Annotated in this window: 20 protein-coding genes; 13 read left to right on the forward strand and 7 right to left on the reverse strand. The window is 65.7% G+C overall.

Annotated elements, in window-relative coordinates; genetic code table 11:
* Positions 1-29: 29 nt before the first annotated feature.
* Positions 30-671, reverse strand: a complete 642-nt coding sequence (locus HUT07_RS01895; RefSeq protein ID WP_176019490.1) for a glutathione S-transferase family protein — start codon at positions 669-671, stop codon at positions 30-32.
* Between the two features lie 183 nt (positions 672-854).
* Here HUT07_RS01895 and HUT07_RS01900 point away from each other — a divergent pair, with 183 nt between their 5' ends.
* On the forward strand, positions 855-1187 hold the full coding sequence (locus HUT07_RS01900; protein ID WP_176019491.1) for a hypothetical protein: 333 nt from the start codon (positions 855-857) through the stop codon (positions 1185-1187).
* Positions 1188-1204: 17 nt separating this feature from the next.
* On the opposite strand, the gene HUT07_RS01905 is transcribed toward HUT07_RS01900, so the two are convergent.
* On the reverse strand, positions 1205-1507 hold the full coding sequence (locus tag HUT07_RS01905; RefSeq protein ID WP_176019492.1) for a hypothetical protein: 303 nt from the start codon (positions 1505-1507) through the stop codon (positions 1205-1207).
* Between the two features lie 167 nt (positions 1508-1674).
* On the opposite strand from HUT07_RS01905, the gene HUT07_RS01910 reads away from it, so the two are divergent.
* From HUT07_RS01910 to HUT07_RS01930, 5 genes are all read left to right on the forward strand, one after another.
* A complete protein-coding gene (locus HUT07_RS01910) occupies positions 1675-1896 on the forward strand; it encodes a hypothetical protein (protein WP_176019493.1) in 222 nt (73 codons plus the stop codon).
* 97 nt (positions 1897-1993) lie between these two features.
* Positions 1994-2251 carry a hypothetical protein gene (locus tag HUT07_RS01915; RefSeq protein ID WP_254898795.1) on the forward strand — a complete coding sequence of 86 codons (258 nt, stop codon included), beginning with the start codon at positions 1994-1996 and terminating at the stop codon, positions 2249-2251.
* 102 nt (positions 2252-2353) lie between these two features.
* Entirely contained in the window at positions 2354-2653 is a 300-nt protein-coding gene (locus HUT07_RS01920; protein ID WP_025879032.1) for a hypothetical protein, read from the forward strand.
* A 76-nt stretch (positions 2654-2729) separates the two neighbouring features.
* Positions 2730-3794 carry a hypothetical protein gene (locus HUT07_RS01925; RefSeq protein ID WP_176019495.1) on the forward strand — a complete coding sequence of 355 codons (1065 nt, stop codon included), beginning with the start codon at positions 2730-2732 and terminating at the stop codon, positions 3792-3794.
* A gap of 178 nt (positions 3795-3972) precedes the next feature.
* Positions 3973-4425, forward strand: a complete 453-nt coding sequence (locus HUT07_RS01930; RefSeq protein ID WP_176019496.1) for a PA2169 family four-helix-bundle protein — start codon at positions 3973-3975, stop codon at positions 4423-4425.
* Between the two features lie 90 nt (positions 4426-4515).
* On the opposite strand, the gene HUT07_RS01935 is transcribed toward HUT07_RS01930, so the two are convergent.
* Positions 4516-6015, reverse strand: coding sequence for an MFS transporter (locus tag HUT07_RS01935; protein WP_254898796.1), 1500 nt, complete (start codon positions 6013-6015; stop codon positions 4516-4518).
* A 76-nt stretch (positions 6016-6091) separates the two neighbouring features.
* Here HUT07_RS01935 and HUT07_RS01940 point away from each other — a divergent pair, with 76 nt between their 5' ends.
* The 3 genes from HUT07_RS01940 to HUT07_RS01945 all read left to right on the forward strand — a co-directional run bounded on the left by HUT07_RS01940 (position 6092) and on the right by HUT07_RS01945 (position 7738).
* A complete protein-coding gene (locus HUT07_RS01940) occupies positions 6092-7000 on the forward strand; it encodes a LysR substrate-binding domain-containing protein (RefSeq protein WP_176019497.1) in 909 nt (302 codons plus the stop codon).
* A gap of 87 nt (positions 7001-7087) precedes the next feature.
* Entirely contained in the window at positions 7088-7288 is a 201-nt protein-coding gene (locus tag HUT07_RS20505; protein ID WP_343203027.1) for a hypothetical protein, read from the forward strand.
* A 99-nt stretch (positions 7289-7387) separates the two neighbouring features.
* A complete protein-coding gene (locus tag HUT07_RS01945) occupies positions 7388-7738 on the forward strand; it encodes a VOC family protein (protein ID WP_176019498.1) in 351 nt (116 codons plus the stop codon).
* A 16-nt stretch (positions 7739-7754) separates the two neighbouring features.
* Here the strand turns inward: HUT07_RS01945 and HUT07_RS01950 are convergent, their stop codons facing one another.
* A complete protein-coding gene (locus HUT07_RS01950) occupies positions 7755-8381 on the reverse strand; it encodes a TetR/AcrR family transcriptional regulator (protein ID WP_176019499.1) in 627 nt (208 codons plus the stop codon).
* Between the two features lie 132 nt (positions 8382-8513).
* Between HUT07_RS01950 and HUT07_RS01955 the strand changes: the two genes are divergently transcribed.
* Complete coding sequence (locus HUT07_RS01955) at positions 8514-9986, forward strand: DHA2 family efflux MFS transporter permease subunit (RefSeq protein ID WP_176019500.1); 1473 nt, start codon at positions 8514-8516, stop codon at positions 9984-9986.
* Between the two features lie 10 nt (positions 9987-9996).
* Here HUT07_RS01955 and HUT07_RS01960 read toward each other — a convergent pair whose 3' ends face one another.
* Positions 9997-10287 carry a KGG domain-containing protein gene (locus HUT07_RS01960; RefSeq protein WP_176019501.1) on the reverse strand — a complete coding sequence of 97 codons (291 nt, stop codon included), beginning with the start codon at positions 10285-10287 and terminating at the stop codon, positions 9997-9999.
* 321 nt (positions 10288-10608) lie between these two features.
* Between HUT07_RS01960 and HUT07_RS01965 the strand changes: the two genes are divergently transcribed.
* The gene (locus tag HUT07_RS01965; protein ID WP_176019502.1) at positions 10609-11502 is read left to right on the forward strand and encodes an NAD(P)-dependent oxidoreductase; all 894 of its coding nucleotides are present in this window, start codon (positions 10609-10611) and stop codon (positions 11500-11502) included.
* 209 nt (positions 11503-11711) lie between these two features.
* Positions 11712-14246, forward strand: coding sequence for a methyl-accepting chemotaxis protein (locus HUT07_RS20485; RefSeq protein WP_176019503.1), 2535 nt, complete (start codon positions 11712-11714; stop codon positions 14244-14246).
* 72 nt (positions 14247-14318) lie between these two features.
* Here HUT07_RS20485 and HUT07_RS01975 read toward each other — a convergent pair whose 3' ends face one another.
* A complete protein-coding gene (locus HUT07_RS01975; protein ID WP_176019504.1) occupies positions 14319-14705 on the reverse strand; it encodes a DUF2628 domain-containing protein in 387 nt (128 codons plus the stop codon).
* A gap of 217 nt (positions 14706-14922) precedes the next feature.
* Here HUT07_RS01975 and HUT07_RS01980 point away from each other — a divergent pair, with 217 nt between their 5' ends.
* Positions 14923-15093 carry a hypothetical protein gene (locus tag HUT07_RS01980; protein WP_162887695.1) on the forward strand — a complete coding sequence of 57 codons (171 nt, stop codon included), beginning with the start codon at positions 14923-14925 and terminating at the stop codon, positions 15091-15093.
* A gap of 57 nt (positions 15094-15150) precedes the next feature.
* Here HUT07_RS01980 and HUT07_RS01985 read toward each other — a convergent pair whose 3' ends face one another.
* Positions 15151-17187, reverse strand: a complete 2037-nt coding sequence (locus HUT07_RS01985; RefSeq protein WP_176019505.1) for a TonB-dependent receptor — start codon at positions 17185-17187, stop codon at positions 15151-15153.
* Positions 17188-17503 lie beyond the last annotated feature (316 nt).

The raw sequence follows: 17503 nt of genomic DNA on the forward strand, positions 1-17503 counted from the left end.
GGCCAGGTACGCCCACGCATGGCGTGGAACTACTGCGTCTGGAACACCGCCAGCTGCGCTGCGAACGCGCGCTGGTAGGCGGGACGCGCGGTCGCGCGGTCGACGTAGGCAGCAAGGTTCGGATACTCACCCACGATGCCGCTGCTCTGCAGCCGCAGCAGTACCGACACCATCAACAGGTCGCCGGCGCTGAAGTCCCCGTCCAGCCACGGTGCATCGCCCAGTCGCGCCGACAGCTCACCCAGCCGCCTGCGCACGCGCTCGTCCAGCATCACCAGCCGCTGCGCATACCAGGGTTGCTCGCGTTCCAGCACCCACGCCATGGAGCGTTCGACGATTGGCGGCTCCACGGTGTTCAGTGCGGCGAACATCCAGGTGATCGCCCGCATGCGCGCGCTCGCATCGGCGGGCAGCAACCCGGGGTGCTGTTCGGCCAGGTGCAGGACGATTGCGCCTGACTCAAACAGCACAAGTTCGCCATCTTCGTAGGTGGGAATCTGGCCGAAGGGATGCCGCGCCAAGTGTGCCGGCTGCTTCATCTCCTCGAAGGAGAGCAGATGGATGTCGTACGCCACGCCCAGCTCCTCCAGCGCCCAGCGCACGCGCATGTCGCGGGCCAGGCCCTGGCCACGGTCCGGGGAGTGCTTGAATGCAGTCAGGATCGGCGTCATCGGGATCTCCAATGGTAATGACTGACCGCGCTGGCCTGCCTTCCTTCGATCGACGTGTGAGGAACCCTGGAATCGACACCGCTGCCCTCCGGGCGCGCAAGCCATGGCCGGCAGGATGAACGGTTCACGTCGGACGGTTCGCATGGGACGCGTGGTGACGCGATACTGCTCTTCTGCACACCCATGGGGAAGTACGTGAGCACGTCCAGACTGCCGCGGATCGTTGGGTTCGACGTGCCGCGGCTTCACCCGCAGGTCGATGCAGCTGCCGATGAGGCGATCACAGCGCTTCTGGACCAAGCACCTGATGAACAGTGGACTGATCGTTTCCTGCAGCAATGCGCGACGCTGGCGTCGCAGCTCTCATTGGCGGAAGTGAAGGTGGAGGGCACCCGCATCGCCTTCCACGGCTCCATCGCCGATGCGCGTGCCCTGGCCGACGCCGTCATTGCGCTGGTGAACGGCTTGAACGATCAGCTGATGCAGGAAGGCAACCTGCTCGCGGGCGAGGAGTGACCTTCGCGCAGGACGCTTCAGCCTGCCTGCGGAAGCAATGCCGGGCCGGACAGGCGGGCCCAGCAGCCCATCGCCATTTCCGCCGAGCCCGGGTGGCCACGCAGGCTGGCGCGCAGTGCGAGCCGTGATTGCAGATCGGTGAGCCACGCCGTGCGCGTGCCGTGTGGGTTGCGGACGTAGATGTCGCACGCCAGGCGGATGACCGGTGCGACCTCGTGGCGGAAGTTGATGGCGGGCAGATCGCCCGTCTGGAAGGCGGCCTGCCAGTGCTGCAGCTCGCGTTCGACGTCAACGAAGTCCTTGTTGGTGATGCGTTCCATGAGACTTCTCCTGTTGGAACGCCAACGTATACCCCAGCGTGTCAGTGCTCCGTGTGCACCAACCGCTGTTCATGGCGGCTGTTCATTATTCGCGCCATCCGATGCAGCTGCGTAACCGGTCGACGCACACAGTGGCGCTGCAGCAGATTGCTGCGGTGGAGCAAGACATGAACAACAACACGCAAGGCCAGACCGACCGCAACAACGCCTCGACCGATACCAGGCAGGCTGCCCAGCAAGGGCAGACCGATGGCAACGAACTGGGCGGCGACCAGAAGCAGGATGGCAAGCCGGGCCAGCAGCAACAGCAGCAGGAAGACCAGCCGAGCGGCCCGCAGAAGTCCGGGCAGGAACAGAAGAGCGAGCCGGGCCGTGACGCCCGTCGCTGAGCAGTAAGCGAAGAAGAGGCCGCGCGTTGCGCGGCTTTCCTCTGTCCAACGTTCTGGAAGAGCGCTGATGCCATCCCATGCCCGTGCGGTAAGCCTGATGACGAAGATCATGTACCAGTGCCGACCGGCGAAGACGACGACGATGGCAAGATGTCGCGCCTGCCAGGCCCCCAGTCCGGGCGGCATGGAGTGCGCCCGTTGCCTGACCGAGGAACTCGGCAGCGTTATCGGCAACCGCGGCGCTGCTGCGCGGTGGCTGGATTCGTTCCTGAAAGTGCAGCAGGACGAGGCATTCGTCTTCGTCTGCGCGAAACGGATCGAGGAGAACGCACTGGCCGGTCGCAGTCTGGAGTGACATTGCGCAGGCGTATGCTCCAATTCCGATGGGAGCGAGCGCCATGTCTTTTCCGCGACCTTGCGTCCTGAACCCGCTCCGCCGCCGCATTGAAGGTGCGCAATGGCCAACCTGACCTATCATCCGCCGCTGGGCGTGCGCTGGCTGACATTCCGCCTGCGCAACGGCCAGTCCATCGGCCCGGAGAAGCTGCGGGCCGTGTGGTCCGATGCTGCGGAAACCAACAACTGTTCGGTCCGCCGCGAGCATGTAGAGGGTGCCGGTTTCGTCTATGCGCTGTACGCACCCAGCGGGCTGTGCGTTCCGCGTCGCGCGGAACTGCGCATGCGGCTGTTGCTGGAAGAAGCGGGCTACGCGTTCTCGATGGGCGTGCTTACCGGCAGCCATCCTGCCTACGGTTGAGTGCAGGGTGATCTGATCGGCCCGGAGGTTGCTAGACTGCGCGCCCCGCGCGTCGCCGCAATCACGGAAGATCCCCATGCCCAAGCTGTCTGCCCTTGCTGTTCTCATGGCCCTCGCTGTCTGCGCCCCAACTGCACACGCCGACGAACAGGACAGCGCCTCGACCATCGCGTTCAAGTCCATCAGCCCGGTGGTGAACGCGCTGATCAACGCCGATGACGCGCAGGAACTGATGGACAAGGCCGAGGACGACGAGCTGACCGTGTTGCAGTCGCTTGCCCTGTATCTGGCTGCCGCACGCGAGGATTCCCAGCTGCCACAGGCGTCGTACCACGCTGCGGCGCTGTTTGCCCGGCGCGGTGATGATGCATTGGCCCAGCGCTACCTGGAGGAAGCCGATGAACGCGGCATGTGGTTCGCTCCGGTGCTGGCCGAGGACGAGGACTTCAAGGATCTTCGCCAGACCGAATTCTTCAAGCGTGCCCTGGCCAACACGCAGGCCCGCTATGAAAAGGTGGCTGCCGGACGCGTGGGCGCCACGTCGGTGCTGCAGCCTTCCCGCAACGTGTCGATGCCGGCGTGCGCGCCGGTGCTGGTCTGGCTGCACGGATACGGCATCAATGGCGAGCTGGACGACAGCGACCAGCCCCTGGCCGATGCAGGGGTCGTACTGTTGGGCGTCAACGGTACGCAGATGCGCGAGTCGCTGGACAGCTTCGCTTGGACCGGCCCGTATGAGGGCACGCACACGGTCGTGCAGCAGGGCCTGGATGAACTTGCCGCCGGGCAGTGCATTGATCGCAAGCACGTGTATCTGATGGGCTTCTCGCAGGGCGCCCAGCATGCAGGCGCACTACTGGCGCAGCATCCGTCGGACTATGCCGGTGCGCTGCTGGTGTCCCCTGGTGGCTGGCGCCAGCCGGTGCCTACCGAAAGCGCCGCACGCGGCAAGCGCGTGTTCGTCATCAATGGTGAGCAGGAAGGGCCGGCCAACCAGAAGATGAGTGCCGACTTCCGCGCGTTGTTCGGCCAGGACAACCTGCTGAAGTCACGCACCCACGGCGGCGGGCACAGTTATCCGCAGGATTGGCAGACCACCTTCCCGCAGGCGATCCGCTGGTTGATGGGCAAGGACGGCTGAGGCCGGGATTCAGATGCAGTGAAGACACCGCGTCTCCCGCGTGAGCCGGTGGGGTTGCGTTGGGCAGCATGATTACCGCATCAATCGGTGCTCACCTGCGAACCACGCGCGTTCGGCCAGTCTGGTGTGGCAGGCAACGGATACCACTGTTGTCCTTTCCCCAACAAGGAGACTACACATGAGCACCCAGTCCACCATCGAGCATCGCCTCAACGACCTGATCGAGATCGCACGTGATGGCAAGTCCTTCTACGAGGAAGCCGCAACCAAGGTGAAGGATGCCGAGCTGTCGGCGTTGTTCGTCCGCATTGCCGGGGTGAAGGGCCGCATCGTGTCTTCGCTGAGCAGCTCGGTGGTGGCCACCGGCGGCAAGCCGGCCGAGCACGGCACCATGGTCGGTTCCATGCAGCAGTTCTACGGCAAGGTGCGCGCTGCCTTCGGTGATACCAACTATGGCTACGTGGCCGAGCTTGAAGAGTCCGAAGATCGCCTGCTGGGCGCGTTCAAGGACGTGCTGAAGGACAACGACCTGCCGCCGGCGGTGCGCCAGGAAGTGACCCAGTGGCTGCCGGAAGTGCAGGAATGCCACTCGGTGATGCGCGCGCGCAAGCATGCGATGAAGGCCGCCTGATCGCATCTGGCGGTCATCCCCCACACCGCTACGACCAGGGCAGCCTCGTGCTGCCCTGGTCGTTTCTGTTTCTGCTTCCTTCATCTGCCGTCAGGCGTGCTTCCTGAGCAGGGCAACGGCCAGGCTGGCCAGCGTCGCTGCCGCAGCGGACGTCCACAGGGACGCGGCAAAGCCCTGGCTGTAGATCGCCCGTGCGAGATCAACCGGGGTTTCACCGGTCAGCGCGCCGGTGGCGATGCTGTCGGCCAGGCGCACGACGTTGCCTGCGGCAACACCTGTTGAAAGTCCGGCGCGGATGCCGACGGTCAAGGCGCTGGAGAGAACCGTGAATCCGAGCAGGATGCCGACGAAGCGTGTTGTTGCACTGATGCCCGAGGCCATGCCTGCGCGGTCACGAGGTGCCGAACCGATGATGGCCTTGGATGTCTCGCCGTTGAGAATGCCGCCGCCTGCGCCGATGATGACCATCGCCACCAGCGCCACCGCCGGCATGTGGTGCCACGCGCCGATTCCGGCCAGCGCATTGCCGGCGGCCGTGATGGACAGGCCGATGGCCAGCACGGTCTCACTCGAGAAGCGCCTGCCCAGGCGCCTGCCAACGCCCGGGAACAGCAGCATCGCTGCGGCGAACGGCAGCATGCCTGCACCCGTGGCCAGGGCACTCAGGCCGACGCCGTTCTGCAGGTACTGCGGCAGCATCGAGGCCATCACCTGCGCGCTGACCGCGTAGCCGATCATTGCGATGAGTGCACCGACGAAACGCGGGCTTGCAAGCAGCCGCAGGTCGACCATCGGATGCCGACGCTTGAGTTCGATGCAGGCAAACAACGCGCCCATCGCGATGCCCAGGCCCAGACCAGCAAGCGCCACCACTGATGTCCATCCCTGCGCGAGCCCTTCCACGAGGAAGAACACGATGCCGAAGATCGCCATGCTGAAGGTGATGATGCCGGGTGCATCGAGCGGGCGTACCACCGTGTCGGCGGAATCAGGCACCCAGCGGATCGCACCGTAGGCCAGGAAGGCGAGGAAGGGCAGGATCGCGATGAACACCGAGCGCCATCCCCACAACGAGGACAACAGTCCGCCGATCAGTGGCGAGAGCACCATCATCATGCCCATCGCTGTGCCCCAGAAGGCCCAGGCATCGTCGCGCTGCTTGCCCTCGTGGAACGCGTGGCCGATGACCGACAACGAGGGTGCCAGCAGGAAGGCGGCACCCATGCCCTGGAACGCACGAGCCACATACAGCGCACTGGCCGTGGGTGCCAGCGCGCAGGTCAGCGATGAGAGGGCGAACAAGGTGATGCCGATCAACAGCACGCGCTGGCGACCATGTCGATCGGCGATGGCACCGGCGGGAAGAAGCAGCGAGGTGAAGGACAGGATGTAGCAGCTGATTACCCACTCGATGTCAGCGAAGTCGGCCTGCAGATCGCGCGCGATGGTCGGGAGCGCGACGGCCACGGCATTGGTTTCCAGCACAGTCATCGTGCAGCCGAGCGAGGCGACGATCAGGATCCAGTTGGGCCGCCTGTGGCGGGGAGGGGAAAGGGGCACCGGCGACTCGGCTGGGGGAGGAATACCCATTCAAACAACTTCGACCGTTTGTTTCATTGCCGGTGTTCTTCAAGTACGTTAGGAAAAATCTAACGATCACGCGAGCATGGACCGTCGGCATCTGCAGTACTACGTCGCATTGGCCGAGGAGCTGCATTTCGGACGTGCCGCGCTGCGTTTGGGCATCGCGACGCCGACGCTGAGCGTGCAGATCCAGGAGATCGAGCGTCGCCTGGGCGCACGCCTGTTCGACCGCAGCCGACGCGAGGTGACGTTGACCTCGGCCGGCACTCTCTTCCTGGCCGAAGCGCGCAACGTACTGCAGCAGTTCGAGCAGGCAGAGGCCATAGGCCGCCGTGCAGGTCGCGGCGAGATCGGCAGGATCGAGATCGGCTACGTGGGTTCGGCGGTCTATGCCGGTGCGCTGCAGGAGCAGTTGCAGCAGTTCCGCAGTGCCTCGCCCGATGTGGATCTGCAGGTCGGCGAGTGGCCGATGGCCGAACTGCCGGATCTGCTGCTGGACGGTCGCGTCGATGTGGCGTTCTGCCGGCTTCCGATGGAGGTCCCCGATGCGCTTGGTTCGCACATCCTCGTCGAAGACCGGTTCTGCGTAGCATTGCCGGCATCGCATGCACTGGCCCGCGCAGCGTTGCCGGTGCAGCCGGCGCAGTTGGCGAAGGAGGCGTTCATCATGCCGGAGCAGCCCGCAGGTGCTCTGGAGGTCGCGCGCCGTGGTGCGTTCGTGCCGGACATCCGTTCCCGTCCCGGCCATCTTGCCGCCGTACTGGCGCAGGTCGCGGTGGGCGATGGGGCGCTGGCCATCGTGCCGTCGGTCCTGCAGCAGACGCTGCTGCTGCCGGGCGTGGTGTATCTGCCGATCGCCGGGCCTGTCATCGCCTCGACCATTGCGGCGCTGTACCGTGAGCAGGAAACGTCGCCGGTGGTTCGCCGGCTCATCGAGCAGGTGCGTTGCACGCCCGCCCGGCGCATCGACATGCCGCCGTCGCGACGGTAGCGACGCCCCCGCTTTCACTTCCTCTCCCGCGCACGCGGGTAGGGTGATGTGGCCTGGAATCACCAGGCCTATCAGGGAGTGATATCAATGCGAGCCATCAGGAAAGTGATCGCTGCTGCAGTGTTTGCACTTGCGTGTACCGGTTCGGTGGCGGTGGCCGGTCCGGTCCAACCGTGCGACCTGCCATGCTGGAAGGCCTACCAGGCCTGCGTTGCCAGTGGCAGTGATGCCATGGAGTGCCAGTTCGAATACGATCGCTGTGTCATGGACAGGTGCGGCGCGGTCTGAGGCCTGCATACCGTTCGCAATGAAGGGGCCCGATCCATGGGCCTCTTTTCACCTGGCCGCAGCACGCGGTCAGCGGTCGTGATCGTCTGGAGCCGCTACATGGCTGTAAAACGCGTCGTCGCCAATATCGCCAGTACCGATCCTGCACAGGCGGCCGCGTTCTACGGCGACATCCTCGGCATGGACATCGTGATGGACCACGGCTGGATCGTCACCTACGGCGGGCAGGGCACTGCGCTGGCACAGCTCAGCATTGCCAGCGAAGGTGGATCGGGTACGCCGGTGCCGGATCTTTCGATCGAGGTGGATGATCTGGAGGGCGTACTTGAGCGCCTGCGACATGCGAACATCGCTCTTGAATACGGCCCAGCTGAAGAGCCATGGGGCGTGCGTCGCTTCTACGTGCGCGACCCGTTCGGGCGCCTGTTGAACATTCTCGCCCACGCCTAGCCAGCGCGCACCCGACTCAGCGGCGCTTCTTCGCAGGTACCGCCGCCACGCCGACCATGCGCAGGCAATCGGCGACCACCGCAGCGATGAACGCCTCGGGTGACTGTTCGGGGGCGGCGATCAGATCGTCCGTGGCGCCATGCACGCCGGCGTAGATCAGCGAGGCGGTGACCCGTGGCGCGGGCAACGACCACAGCCCTGCCTCGACACCGCTTTCGAGGATTGCCGACAACTGCTGCTGGATGGCGTTGCGGTCTGCGTTGCCGCGTTCGTGGTGATGATGGTTGGCGTAGACCACGTCATGCAGCGCATGCGTGCGCGCATAGATACGGATATTGGCCTCGATCCAGGCGCGCAGACGGGCCTCGCCGGCGGTGGCCGGATGCTGCTCGACTGCCAGTTCCACTTCAGCCAGGAAGCGTTCGGTATAGCGCTTGGCCAGCGCCTGCAGGATTTCGCCCTTGGACGCGAAGTACGTATAGAACGTTCCCTTGGCGACATCGGCTGCAGCCACGATGTCACTGATGGTGGTCGCTTCCACGCCGCGCGACAGGAACAGCGCCTCGGCAGCGTCCATCAACTCCTCCAGGCGGATCTCAGCGGGCTTGGTGCGGGACTTGGCTGACGCGTGCGGCGGAATCATCGGCGGCGATCCGGACTGGAAGAGGGTGGGCGCCATTCTAAGGCGCGGACAGCATTGACTGACCGCCAGTCATTGACTGACGGTCAGTCAATGGATAGTGTATGCGTCGATGTTCCTTCTGGGTTTTCCGGCATGCAACGCTTTCGACGCCCAGCCCTGGTGCTGGCGGCCTATCTCGGTACCTTCCTGGCGTCGTTGGACATCAGCATCGTCAACGTCGCACTGCCGACACTGCAGACCGCACTGCGGACCGACATCGCCGGGCTGCAATGGGTCATCAATGCCTACGCGATCGCACTGTCGGCGTTCATGCTTTCGGCCGGTCCGCTGGGCGATCGACATGGGCAGCGGCGGGTGTGGCTGGCCAGTGTCGCCACCTTCATCGCCGGCTCGCTGGTGTGTGCCGGCGCCGGCAGTCTGCAGGTGCTGGTGATGGGACGTGCGATCCAGGGAGTGGCCGGTGCGCTGCTGATCCCCAGCGCCATGCCGATCCTCAGCCATGCCTTCCCCGATCCCCGGCAGCGGGCAAGGGTGATCGGCGGCTGGTCGGCCTTCAGTGCTCTGGCGCTGGTGCTGGGGCCGCTGCTGGGCGGCGTACTGGTGGAGCGGGCAGGATGGCCGAGCATCTTTCTGATCAACCTGCCACTGGGGTTGCTGGCGATCGCGCTTGGGGCCTGGGGCATTCCCGAGCGTCGGCACCCGCAGCATGCTGCGCTGGATCCGGCAGGACAACTGCTGAGCATCGTCGCGTTGGCGGCGCTGAGCTATGGACTGATCGGCATCGGCGAGCATGGGGTGGCGGCGCCTCGGACCGTGCTGGCGCTGGCCGTGGCCGTTGCGGGCCTGATGGCCTTCGGCTGTGTGGAACGACGGGTCGCGCGCCCGCTGCTGCCGCTGGACCTGTTGGCGGATCATCGCTTCCGCCTGCTCAACGTCGCGTCCTTCGTACTGGGCTTCAGCGCCTACGCCAGCCTGTTCTTCCTGTCGCTGTTCTTCCAGCAGGTGCAGGGCGGCAACGCCGCCGCCGCGGGGCTGCAGCTGGTGCCACAGTTCCTGATGATGGGTGGGGTTTCGCTGCTGTTTGGCCGCATTGTCGGGCGGATTGGCTTGCCGGTAGCGCTGGTGACCGGCTACGCGCTGGCCGGTATTGCCCTGTGTGCAATGCCAGGCCTCGATGCCACCAGCACGCGCGCGCATGCAACGCTGCTTCTGTTGCTGCTGGGGGCCGGCATGGGGCTGGCGGTGCCCGCGACGGGCATGGCGGTGATGGGCCACGTGCCGCCGCAGCGCGCGGGTATCGCCTCGGCGACGATGAATGCACTACGCCAGGCGGGGATGAGCGTGGGCATCGCGCTGCTGGGCAGCGTGATGAGCCAGCGCGCTGTACAGCACCTCATTGTCGCTGCCCATGCCGCCGGCCAACCGCAGGTGGCGCTGCAAGCGCGTCGGCTCATCCTTGAACCTGCGATGGCGTCCAGTTCACCGCATGTGCTGGGCTACTACCGCGCGGCCATGGCCAGCGGGTTCGCCTGGGCGATGGCGCTGGCCGGTGCGCTGGCGGTGCTGACAGCCTTTGCCCTGCATCGCCGGTACATGGCGCAGTGACCGCAACAACTCATCCTTGCTGACCGGTGCCGGATTTGCCGGGCGTGTCCTGCTGTTGCTGGCGGGCACTGGCATGCCGTGCATGGCCACCCTCACGACCGATCGCGGCCATGTGCTGGCGATCCTGGCTGATCGCTTCACCGCCCTTGCGCCCCGCCACCCGGGCCTCGGCCGGGCTGAACTGGTGCGCGTTGCCGGATGCGTGGGCTGCCCGCCCTCCTTTCGACGCGATTGCGCGCTGTTTGTCTTCGTCCATCGAGGCAAAGCCTCGAAGGCTGCTGCCACTGCGTGAGTTGGTCATTACCGGTCTCCGGGTGTGGACATGCGTCGCTGCCATCAGTGTCGGTCCCTTGTGGCATGGAGCAGGCTAAAGACAGGTCGAGGTGGGCTGTACGAGGCTCACATGTCCTGCGCACGCGTTTGACGACCGGTTACCGCACGCGGGTCCGGGATCCACATCCGATCATCGCGGCGGCGGCACCCTGCCATGATCGAGTCCACGCCGTCGGCCAGATGCGGATGGCATGCAGAATGTCATCGGTTCCTATCGCCGATGCCATCGGGCTTGCCTAGAATCGGGATATCCCGGTAGATCCCGGGCGCTGTCGAGTGAATGGATTCAATGAAGATTCTGCTGACCGGAAGTTCCGGGCGGATAGGGCGCGCGATCTTCGGTGCGCTGGCCGGTGCCAATGAGGTGGTGGGGCTGGACCGCAGCCCTTTTGCCACCACGCGCGTCATTGCCGATGTCACCGATCGCCGGGCGCTGGAGCGCGCTGTGCAGGGCGTCGATGCCGTGATCCACACTGCGGCACTGCACGCCCCCCACGTGGGCCTGGTACCCGACGCGGTGTTCCAGCAGATCAACGTGGACGCGACCGCGAACCTGCTGCTGCTGGCGCGCGAGGCCGGCGTGCAGCGCTTCGTGCTGACCAGTACCACGGCGTTGTATGGCCATGCCGTGGTGTCCGGTGGCTGCCGTTGGATCGACGAGGACACCGAGCCGCTGCCCCGCACGATCTACCACCGCACCAAGCTGCAGGCTGAGGCGGCCGCCGAAGCAGCGGCCAGCGCAACGTTCACCGTGCGCGTGCTGCGGATGGCGCGCTGCTTCCCCGAGCCGCCTGACCGCATGGCGATGTTCCGCCTGCACCGCGGCATCGATGCGCGCGACGTGGCCAGCGCGCATGCCGCGCTGCTCCACGATGAAGGCGCGCCCTTCCAGCGCTACCTCGCGTGCGCACCGACGCCCTTCCGGCGCGAGGACTGCCTGCAGCTGGCCGCCGATCCGCGCCAGGTGCTGGCGCGCCGCGCGCCGCAGTTGCTGGCCGAGTTCGAGCGTCGTGGCTGGCCGCTGCCGCTCAGCATCGACCGGGTCTATGACAGCAGCCGGATGCGCGCAGCGCTGGGCTGGCAGCCGCGCTTCGGTCCGGAGGACGTTCTGCAGCAGTACGCCGCAGGCAGTATCGAGGTGCTGCCCCGTGCGGAGTGGATCCGCGACCGGGTTGCCGAGTAGTACAGGCCGGCGTCGACGGCCGCAGCTGAGCAGGTTCAGGTTTGCGCGCGCGCCGAGCCTCAACCTCGGCCGGCAATGGCCGCTAAACCGGTGCGCGCCTTCCCGCGCCGGGTTCCGATCCGGCGGGGCTGGCGGCCCGCGCGATGGATTGCGCATCTGCGCGGTGCCCTGGTGGCACCGGTCGACCTGAACTGCCTGCGGATCCTCCCATGTCTTCTTCCCGTTCCGTCGCTGCCCGCCGCCCCGGCAGCATCGCCCACAAGCTGATGCTGGGCACCGCGGTGATCGCGTTGCTGTGCTTCGGCGCGACCGCGTTCCTGATCTATCACCAGGCCAGTTCGGCGCTGGTGTCGTCCTCGCGCCAGACCATGGCCAGCGAAGCCCGTGCCGAGGCGCGCCAGGTGGCTGCCGACCTGGGCACGGCCTTCGCCAGCAACGATGCGATGGTGGAAACCGTGCTAGCCCAGCGTGCGCGCGGCGATGCACCCGATCGCGCCAGCCTGGCCAATGTCATTGGCGAGCAGCTGCACGCGCACCCGGAATGGCTGGGCAAGAGCACCATGTGGGAAGCCAACGCTTTCGACGGCAAGGATGCGGAGTTCGTCAACAGCGAAGCGCACGATGCCACCGGCCGCTACATGAGCTATTGGGCCTGGCAGGACGGCAAGCCGCAGCAGTCGACGATGACCGACTACACCGAGACGCCCAGCGGCTCGGGCAACTGGTACATGGTGCCCAGCCGCGACAAGCAGCCGCTGGTCAGCGAGCCCTACGCCTACGATATCGGTGGCAAGCAGGTGCTGATGAGCACGCTGAGCACCCCGATTGTCGAGAACGGCACCTTCCTTGGTGTCTTCACCGTCGACTTCTCGCTGGACGCGCTGCAGAAGCACCTGGCCACGCTGACGCCGATGGGCGCCGGACGCGTCGAACTGCTTTCACCGAAGGGCGTAGTGCTGGCCTCGGCCGATGCTGCCGAGATCGGCAAGCCGCGTACCGATGCCGCCACCCTCGGGATGCTGGCGCAGATCGCCGCTGACAAGACGTACGAAGCGTTCGAGCCCGATGCTGCCGGCAACGTGCGCCTGTACGTGCCGTTGCAGGTGGGGGACGCGCCGCAGCGTTTCGCGCTGGGTGTGGTGGTGCCGCATGCGGTGATCGTCGCGCAGGCCCGCGAGCTGCTGTGGATCATCCTGCTGGTGGGGGTGGTGGCCGCGCTGGTGCTCAGTGGCGGTGTCTACGTGCTGCTGCAGCGGCTGGCCGTGCGCCCGCTGGCGCAGGCGGTGCGTATCGCCGGCGACGTGGCTGCGGGCAAGCTGGATACCGCCATGCCGGCGCGGGGCAACGATGAAGTGGGCCGTCTGCTGGACGCGATGCAGGGCATGCGCGGTCAGCTGCAGGCGGTGATGGCCGCACAGGCGGAGATGGCGCGCCGCCATGATGCCGGTGAAATCAGCTATCGCATGGATGCCTCGGTGTTCCCCGGCGAGTACGGCCGCATGGTGGCCGACAGCAACCAGCTGGTCGCCGACAGCAACACCGTCACCCAGCGCCTGGTCGAAGTGATGCAGCGCTATGCGGTGGGCGACCTGAGCATGGACATGGAAGCACTGCCAGGCGAAAAGGCGGTGTTCACCGCTGCCATGGCAACCACCAAGTCCAACCTGGCGGCGATCAACGAGCAGATCCAGCAGTTGGCCGCCGCAGCAGCGGCCGGCGATTTCGCGGTGCGCGGCGATGCCCAGCGCTTCGAGCATGACTTCCGCCGCATGGTGGAAACCCTCAACACCATGATGCAGGTCAGCGACCACAACCTGGCCGCGCTGTCGACGTTGCTGCGCGCCATCGCCGCCGGTGACCTGAGCACGCGGATGGAAGGTGACTTCCACGGGGTGTTCGCGGTGATGCGCGATGATGCCAACAGCACCGTGCAGCAGTTGACCCAGATCGTCGGCCAGATCCAGCAGTCTGCTGCCAGCATCCGTCTGGCCGCAGGCGAGATCGCTTCCGGCAACAGCGACCTGTCGCGCCGTACCGAACAGCAGGCCGCCAACCTCGAAGAAACCGCCGCGTCCATGGAGGAACTCACCTCCACCGTGCGCCAGAACGCCGATCACGCGCTGCAGGCCAACAAGCTGGCGGCCTCGGCCGCGGGCGTTGCCAGCGAAGGCGGGCAGGTGGTCAGCCAGGTGGTGCAGACCATGGAGCAGATCGAGACCTCGTCGCAGCGCATCGCCGAGATCATCTCGGTGATCGACGGCATCGCCTTCCAGACCAACATCCTGGCCTTGAATGCAGCGGTGGAAGCCGCGCGCGCGGGCGAACAGGGGCGTGGCTTCGCGGTGGTTGCCAGCGAAGTGCGCGCGCTGGCGCAGCGCTCGGCGGGCGCGGCCAAGGAGATCAAGGAGCTGATCGATGCCTCGGTCGGCCATGTCGGCGCCGGTGCGCAGCTGGTGCATGGCGCTGGCCGCACGATGCAGGAAATCGTCGGCCAGGTCGGCCGTGTCAACGAGATCATGGCCGAGATCTCGGCGGCCTCGCGCGAACAGTCGGCCGGTATCGAGCAGGTCAACCAGACCGTGGTGCAGATGGACGAGACCACCCAGCAGAATGCTGCGCTGGTTGAAGAAGCCACGGCGGCGGCACGGGCGATGGAAGAACAGGCCGAGCAGCTGGCGGTGGCGGTGTCACGCTTCCGCCTGCAGGCTGACACCCGCTCGACTGCCACGTTGCGCGCTGCCTGACTGGGGCCGTGAACGAAGACGCCCGGCCAAGGCCGGGCGTCGATGTGCTGCTGTGCTGCCGAGCGCTGGGGCTTAGAACATGCCTTCGAAGGGGTTCCAGCTGGTGTTGCCCTTCACCTGTTCCAGGTAGTAGCTGTAGTTGGTGCTCGACGCCACCAGGAAGTTCATTGCGATGAACAGTGCACGGGCCACGATGTCCGGCAGCACCAGGCTGACCGCGACCAGCACGATGTTGATGCCGATCACCACCAGCGCCTTGCGCCACATGCCCAGGATGAACAGATAGATCGCGCCGAAGAAGAAGGCGAAGAAGTTCAGGTTGATCTTCAGGCGGTCGCCGAAGGACAGCGCCTTCCAGGCCTGCTTGAAGCCGGGCTCCTTGGGGGCGCCGTGCTGCTGGAAGAAGTTGAAGCGGAACTGCCATTTCGGACTGAAGCGGGTCAGGTCGACGGTATTCATGTAAGTAGGGACGTCCCTGTTAGGAAAACGTTTTCATGATAAGTGGGTCGCATTCAGCAAACCAGCGTGGAGCGTCAAAAATGTGACGTTCCTGCGGCAATGTGCTTGCGTCCCGGTGCCGCACCGTCACCCACCCGCCTTGTTTTTAGGATAGGGTGCGCAGTTCCGCTGCCACCCCCGCTGTTACGGGTAGCAGCGGTATGTCCATGGAGGTTGCATGACCACACCTGCTACACCGGAAAACGCACCCGGACCGGTGCTTCTGCCGACACCCGAAGTGGTGCAGGCACAACAACTGCTCGCCCGCCAGCAACTGGCGGTGGCGATGGACCGTGCTCGCATCGCGGCAAGCCGCGACGCGGCGCCGGCCGTGCTGGAAAACGACTGATACCGGGAATCCCGCCACGATCGCGCTGGCCTGCTGCCAGCGCGATCGCAGTGCGCATCAGAAGCGCGCGGTCATGCTGAAGAAGTAGCTGCGGCCGGCGACGAAGTAGTCGGTGGAGCCGTCGGCGTACAGCTTCTTGTCGGCCAGGTTGCTGACGCCGCCACGCAGGGTCAGCACCTCGTTGACGTTCCAGGCAGCGGTCAGGTCATACAGCGTGTAGGCCTTCAGGAAGGTATTGACCACGCCGGTCTGCTTGCCGGTGTACTGCGCCGACAGGCTGCTGGAGAACACCGCGTTCGGCGTCCAGTCCAGCGACGAATAGCCGGAGAATTCCGGCGTGTCGATCAGGTTGCGGCCGGTGGTCAGGTTCTTGGCTTCCTTCATCCAGGTTGCCGAGGTGCGCCACCGCCAATGATCGCCGAAGCGGAAGTTGAGGTTGCCTTCCATGCCGCTGGTGCGCGCGCGCTGCACGTTCTGCATGCGCGTCCACCAGTAGCCGTTGAAGAAGCCCAGCGCTTCATACTCGATCTTGTTCTTGAAGTCGGTATGGAAGTAGGTCAGGCCGGCATCGACCAGGTCATTGTCGAAGCTGACGCCGATCTCGCGGTTGGTGCTGGTTTCCGGGTCCAGGTTCGGATTGCCGGCCATGTAGCAACCGCCGCGGGTATAGCCCAGCGGGATCAGCGAGGTGCAGCCGCGGCCACCGGACTGGGTCGCCGCGCTGGGCGAATTCTCGGTCAGGCTCGGCGCGCGGAAGCCCTTGGAGACACCGCCACGGATCGTCCACTGCTCGCTGGGGTGCCAGACCAGGTAGGCACGTGGGCTGACGTGGCTGCCGAACTGCTCATGGTGGTCCAGGCGTGCGCCCAGGGTCAGGGCCAGGGTGCGGTGCAGCTTCAGCTCGTCTTCGACGAACAGCGCCCAGGTGTCCACTTCCAGGGTGGAGCCGACCACCGGGTTGCCGGCGTAGTCGATCGGCGCCTGGCCGATGGTGTCGGTGTTGGTCAGCTCCTGCCGCTTCCATTGGCCGCCCACCGCGAACTGGTGGTCCACGCCAAGGGTGAAGGGCGTGCTCAGGCTGCCTTCGATGATCGTATCGGTTGCCTCGGAGCGGCCGGTGGCGCCGATGTCGTTCTTGTACTCGGTCCAGTACGCGCTGAGCTTGGAGGTACCAAAATCCCACTTGCCGTCGTGGTTCAATGCCAGCGAACTGCGCTTGAGCTCACTGGCGCCCCATGCGCCCTCGTCCTGCTTCTCCAGCGCCTGGGCGATGAAGGCCTGCTGCACGCCGTGGCCCGCTTCCAGCGACACTTCCTGTGCTTCGCTCAGCGTCCACTGCAGCAGTGCGTCGACATTGCGGTCCTTCTCGCCGGCGTAGGCGTTGCCATACACACCGCCGTTGGAGCGGTCCGAATCGCGACGCATGCTGTTGGCGCCGATGCGCAGGCCGAAGCGCTCACCCAGCGGGCCGGAGAAGGTCGCGCCGATCTGCTGGGTGTCGCCACGGTCGCCATCCTGCGGCCGGGTGTAGCTGTGGGTGGCGCTGCCGTTCCAGTTGTCACCGATGCGCTTGGTGATGATGTTGATCACCCCGCCCATCGCATCCGAGCCATACAGCGAGGACATCGGGCCGCGCACCACTTCGATGCGCTCGATCTGGTCCGGAGAAATCCAGTTCAGGTCCTGGCGGCCCAGGTCGGGGCGATAGTTGGTCGAGGCCGAGCTGCCCATGCGCTTGCCGTCCACCAGCACCAGCGTGTAGTTGGACGGCATGCCGCGCAGCTTGATCTTGGACTGCTCACCGGCGGCGCTGAGCCCACCGGTCACGCCCGGGATACGGCTGAGCAGGGTGGCCAGATCGTGCACCGGCTGGCGTTCGATGTCTTCGCGGCTGATCACGCTGATGCTGGCCGGGGCATCCTTGATCCATTGCTGGTTGCCCGAGGCGGTGACCACCACGGTATCCAGGTCCTTGGTCGAGGCATCGGCGCTGGCTTCAGCGGCGGCGAGGGCAGGCAGGGTCAGCAGGCAGGCGGTGGCCAGAGCGCTGGCCAGACGGGTGCGCGACGGGCGCGCGGAACGAAGAGGAGACATGACGGCTTCCAAGGGGAGGAGAGACCCGGTGGAAGCAGCAGGCGCACGCAGACAGCAGGCAGCCACCCCTTCCCTGGGTCGTTGGGCGCGCGGAGGGTCCGGCGCAGCTGGGTGGGTCCGGTGCGCGGCGCGCAGTGACCTGCCTGGTTAACGGAATGATAACCGTTCTCGTTTGTTACGATCCAGTACTTTCAGGGATGAATCGACATTCCAGGGCGCGGTGGCGCGGTTCGCCTGCTGATTGCTGAATGGGGATATTTCCCGGCGTAGGCCTTCGCACCCGGCTTACATTCGGAGCCATAGACTGAGCCGCATT

The sequence above is a fragment of the Stenotrophomonas sp. NA06056 genome, assembly GCF_013364355.1.
Taxonomy (GTDB): domain Bacteria; phylum Pseudomonadota; class Gammaproteobacteria; order Xanthomonadales; family Xanthomonadaceae; genus Stenotrophomonas.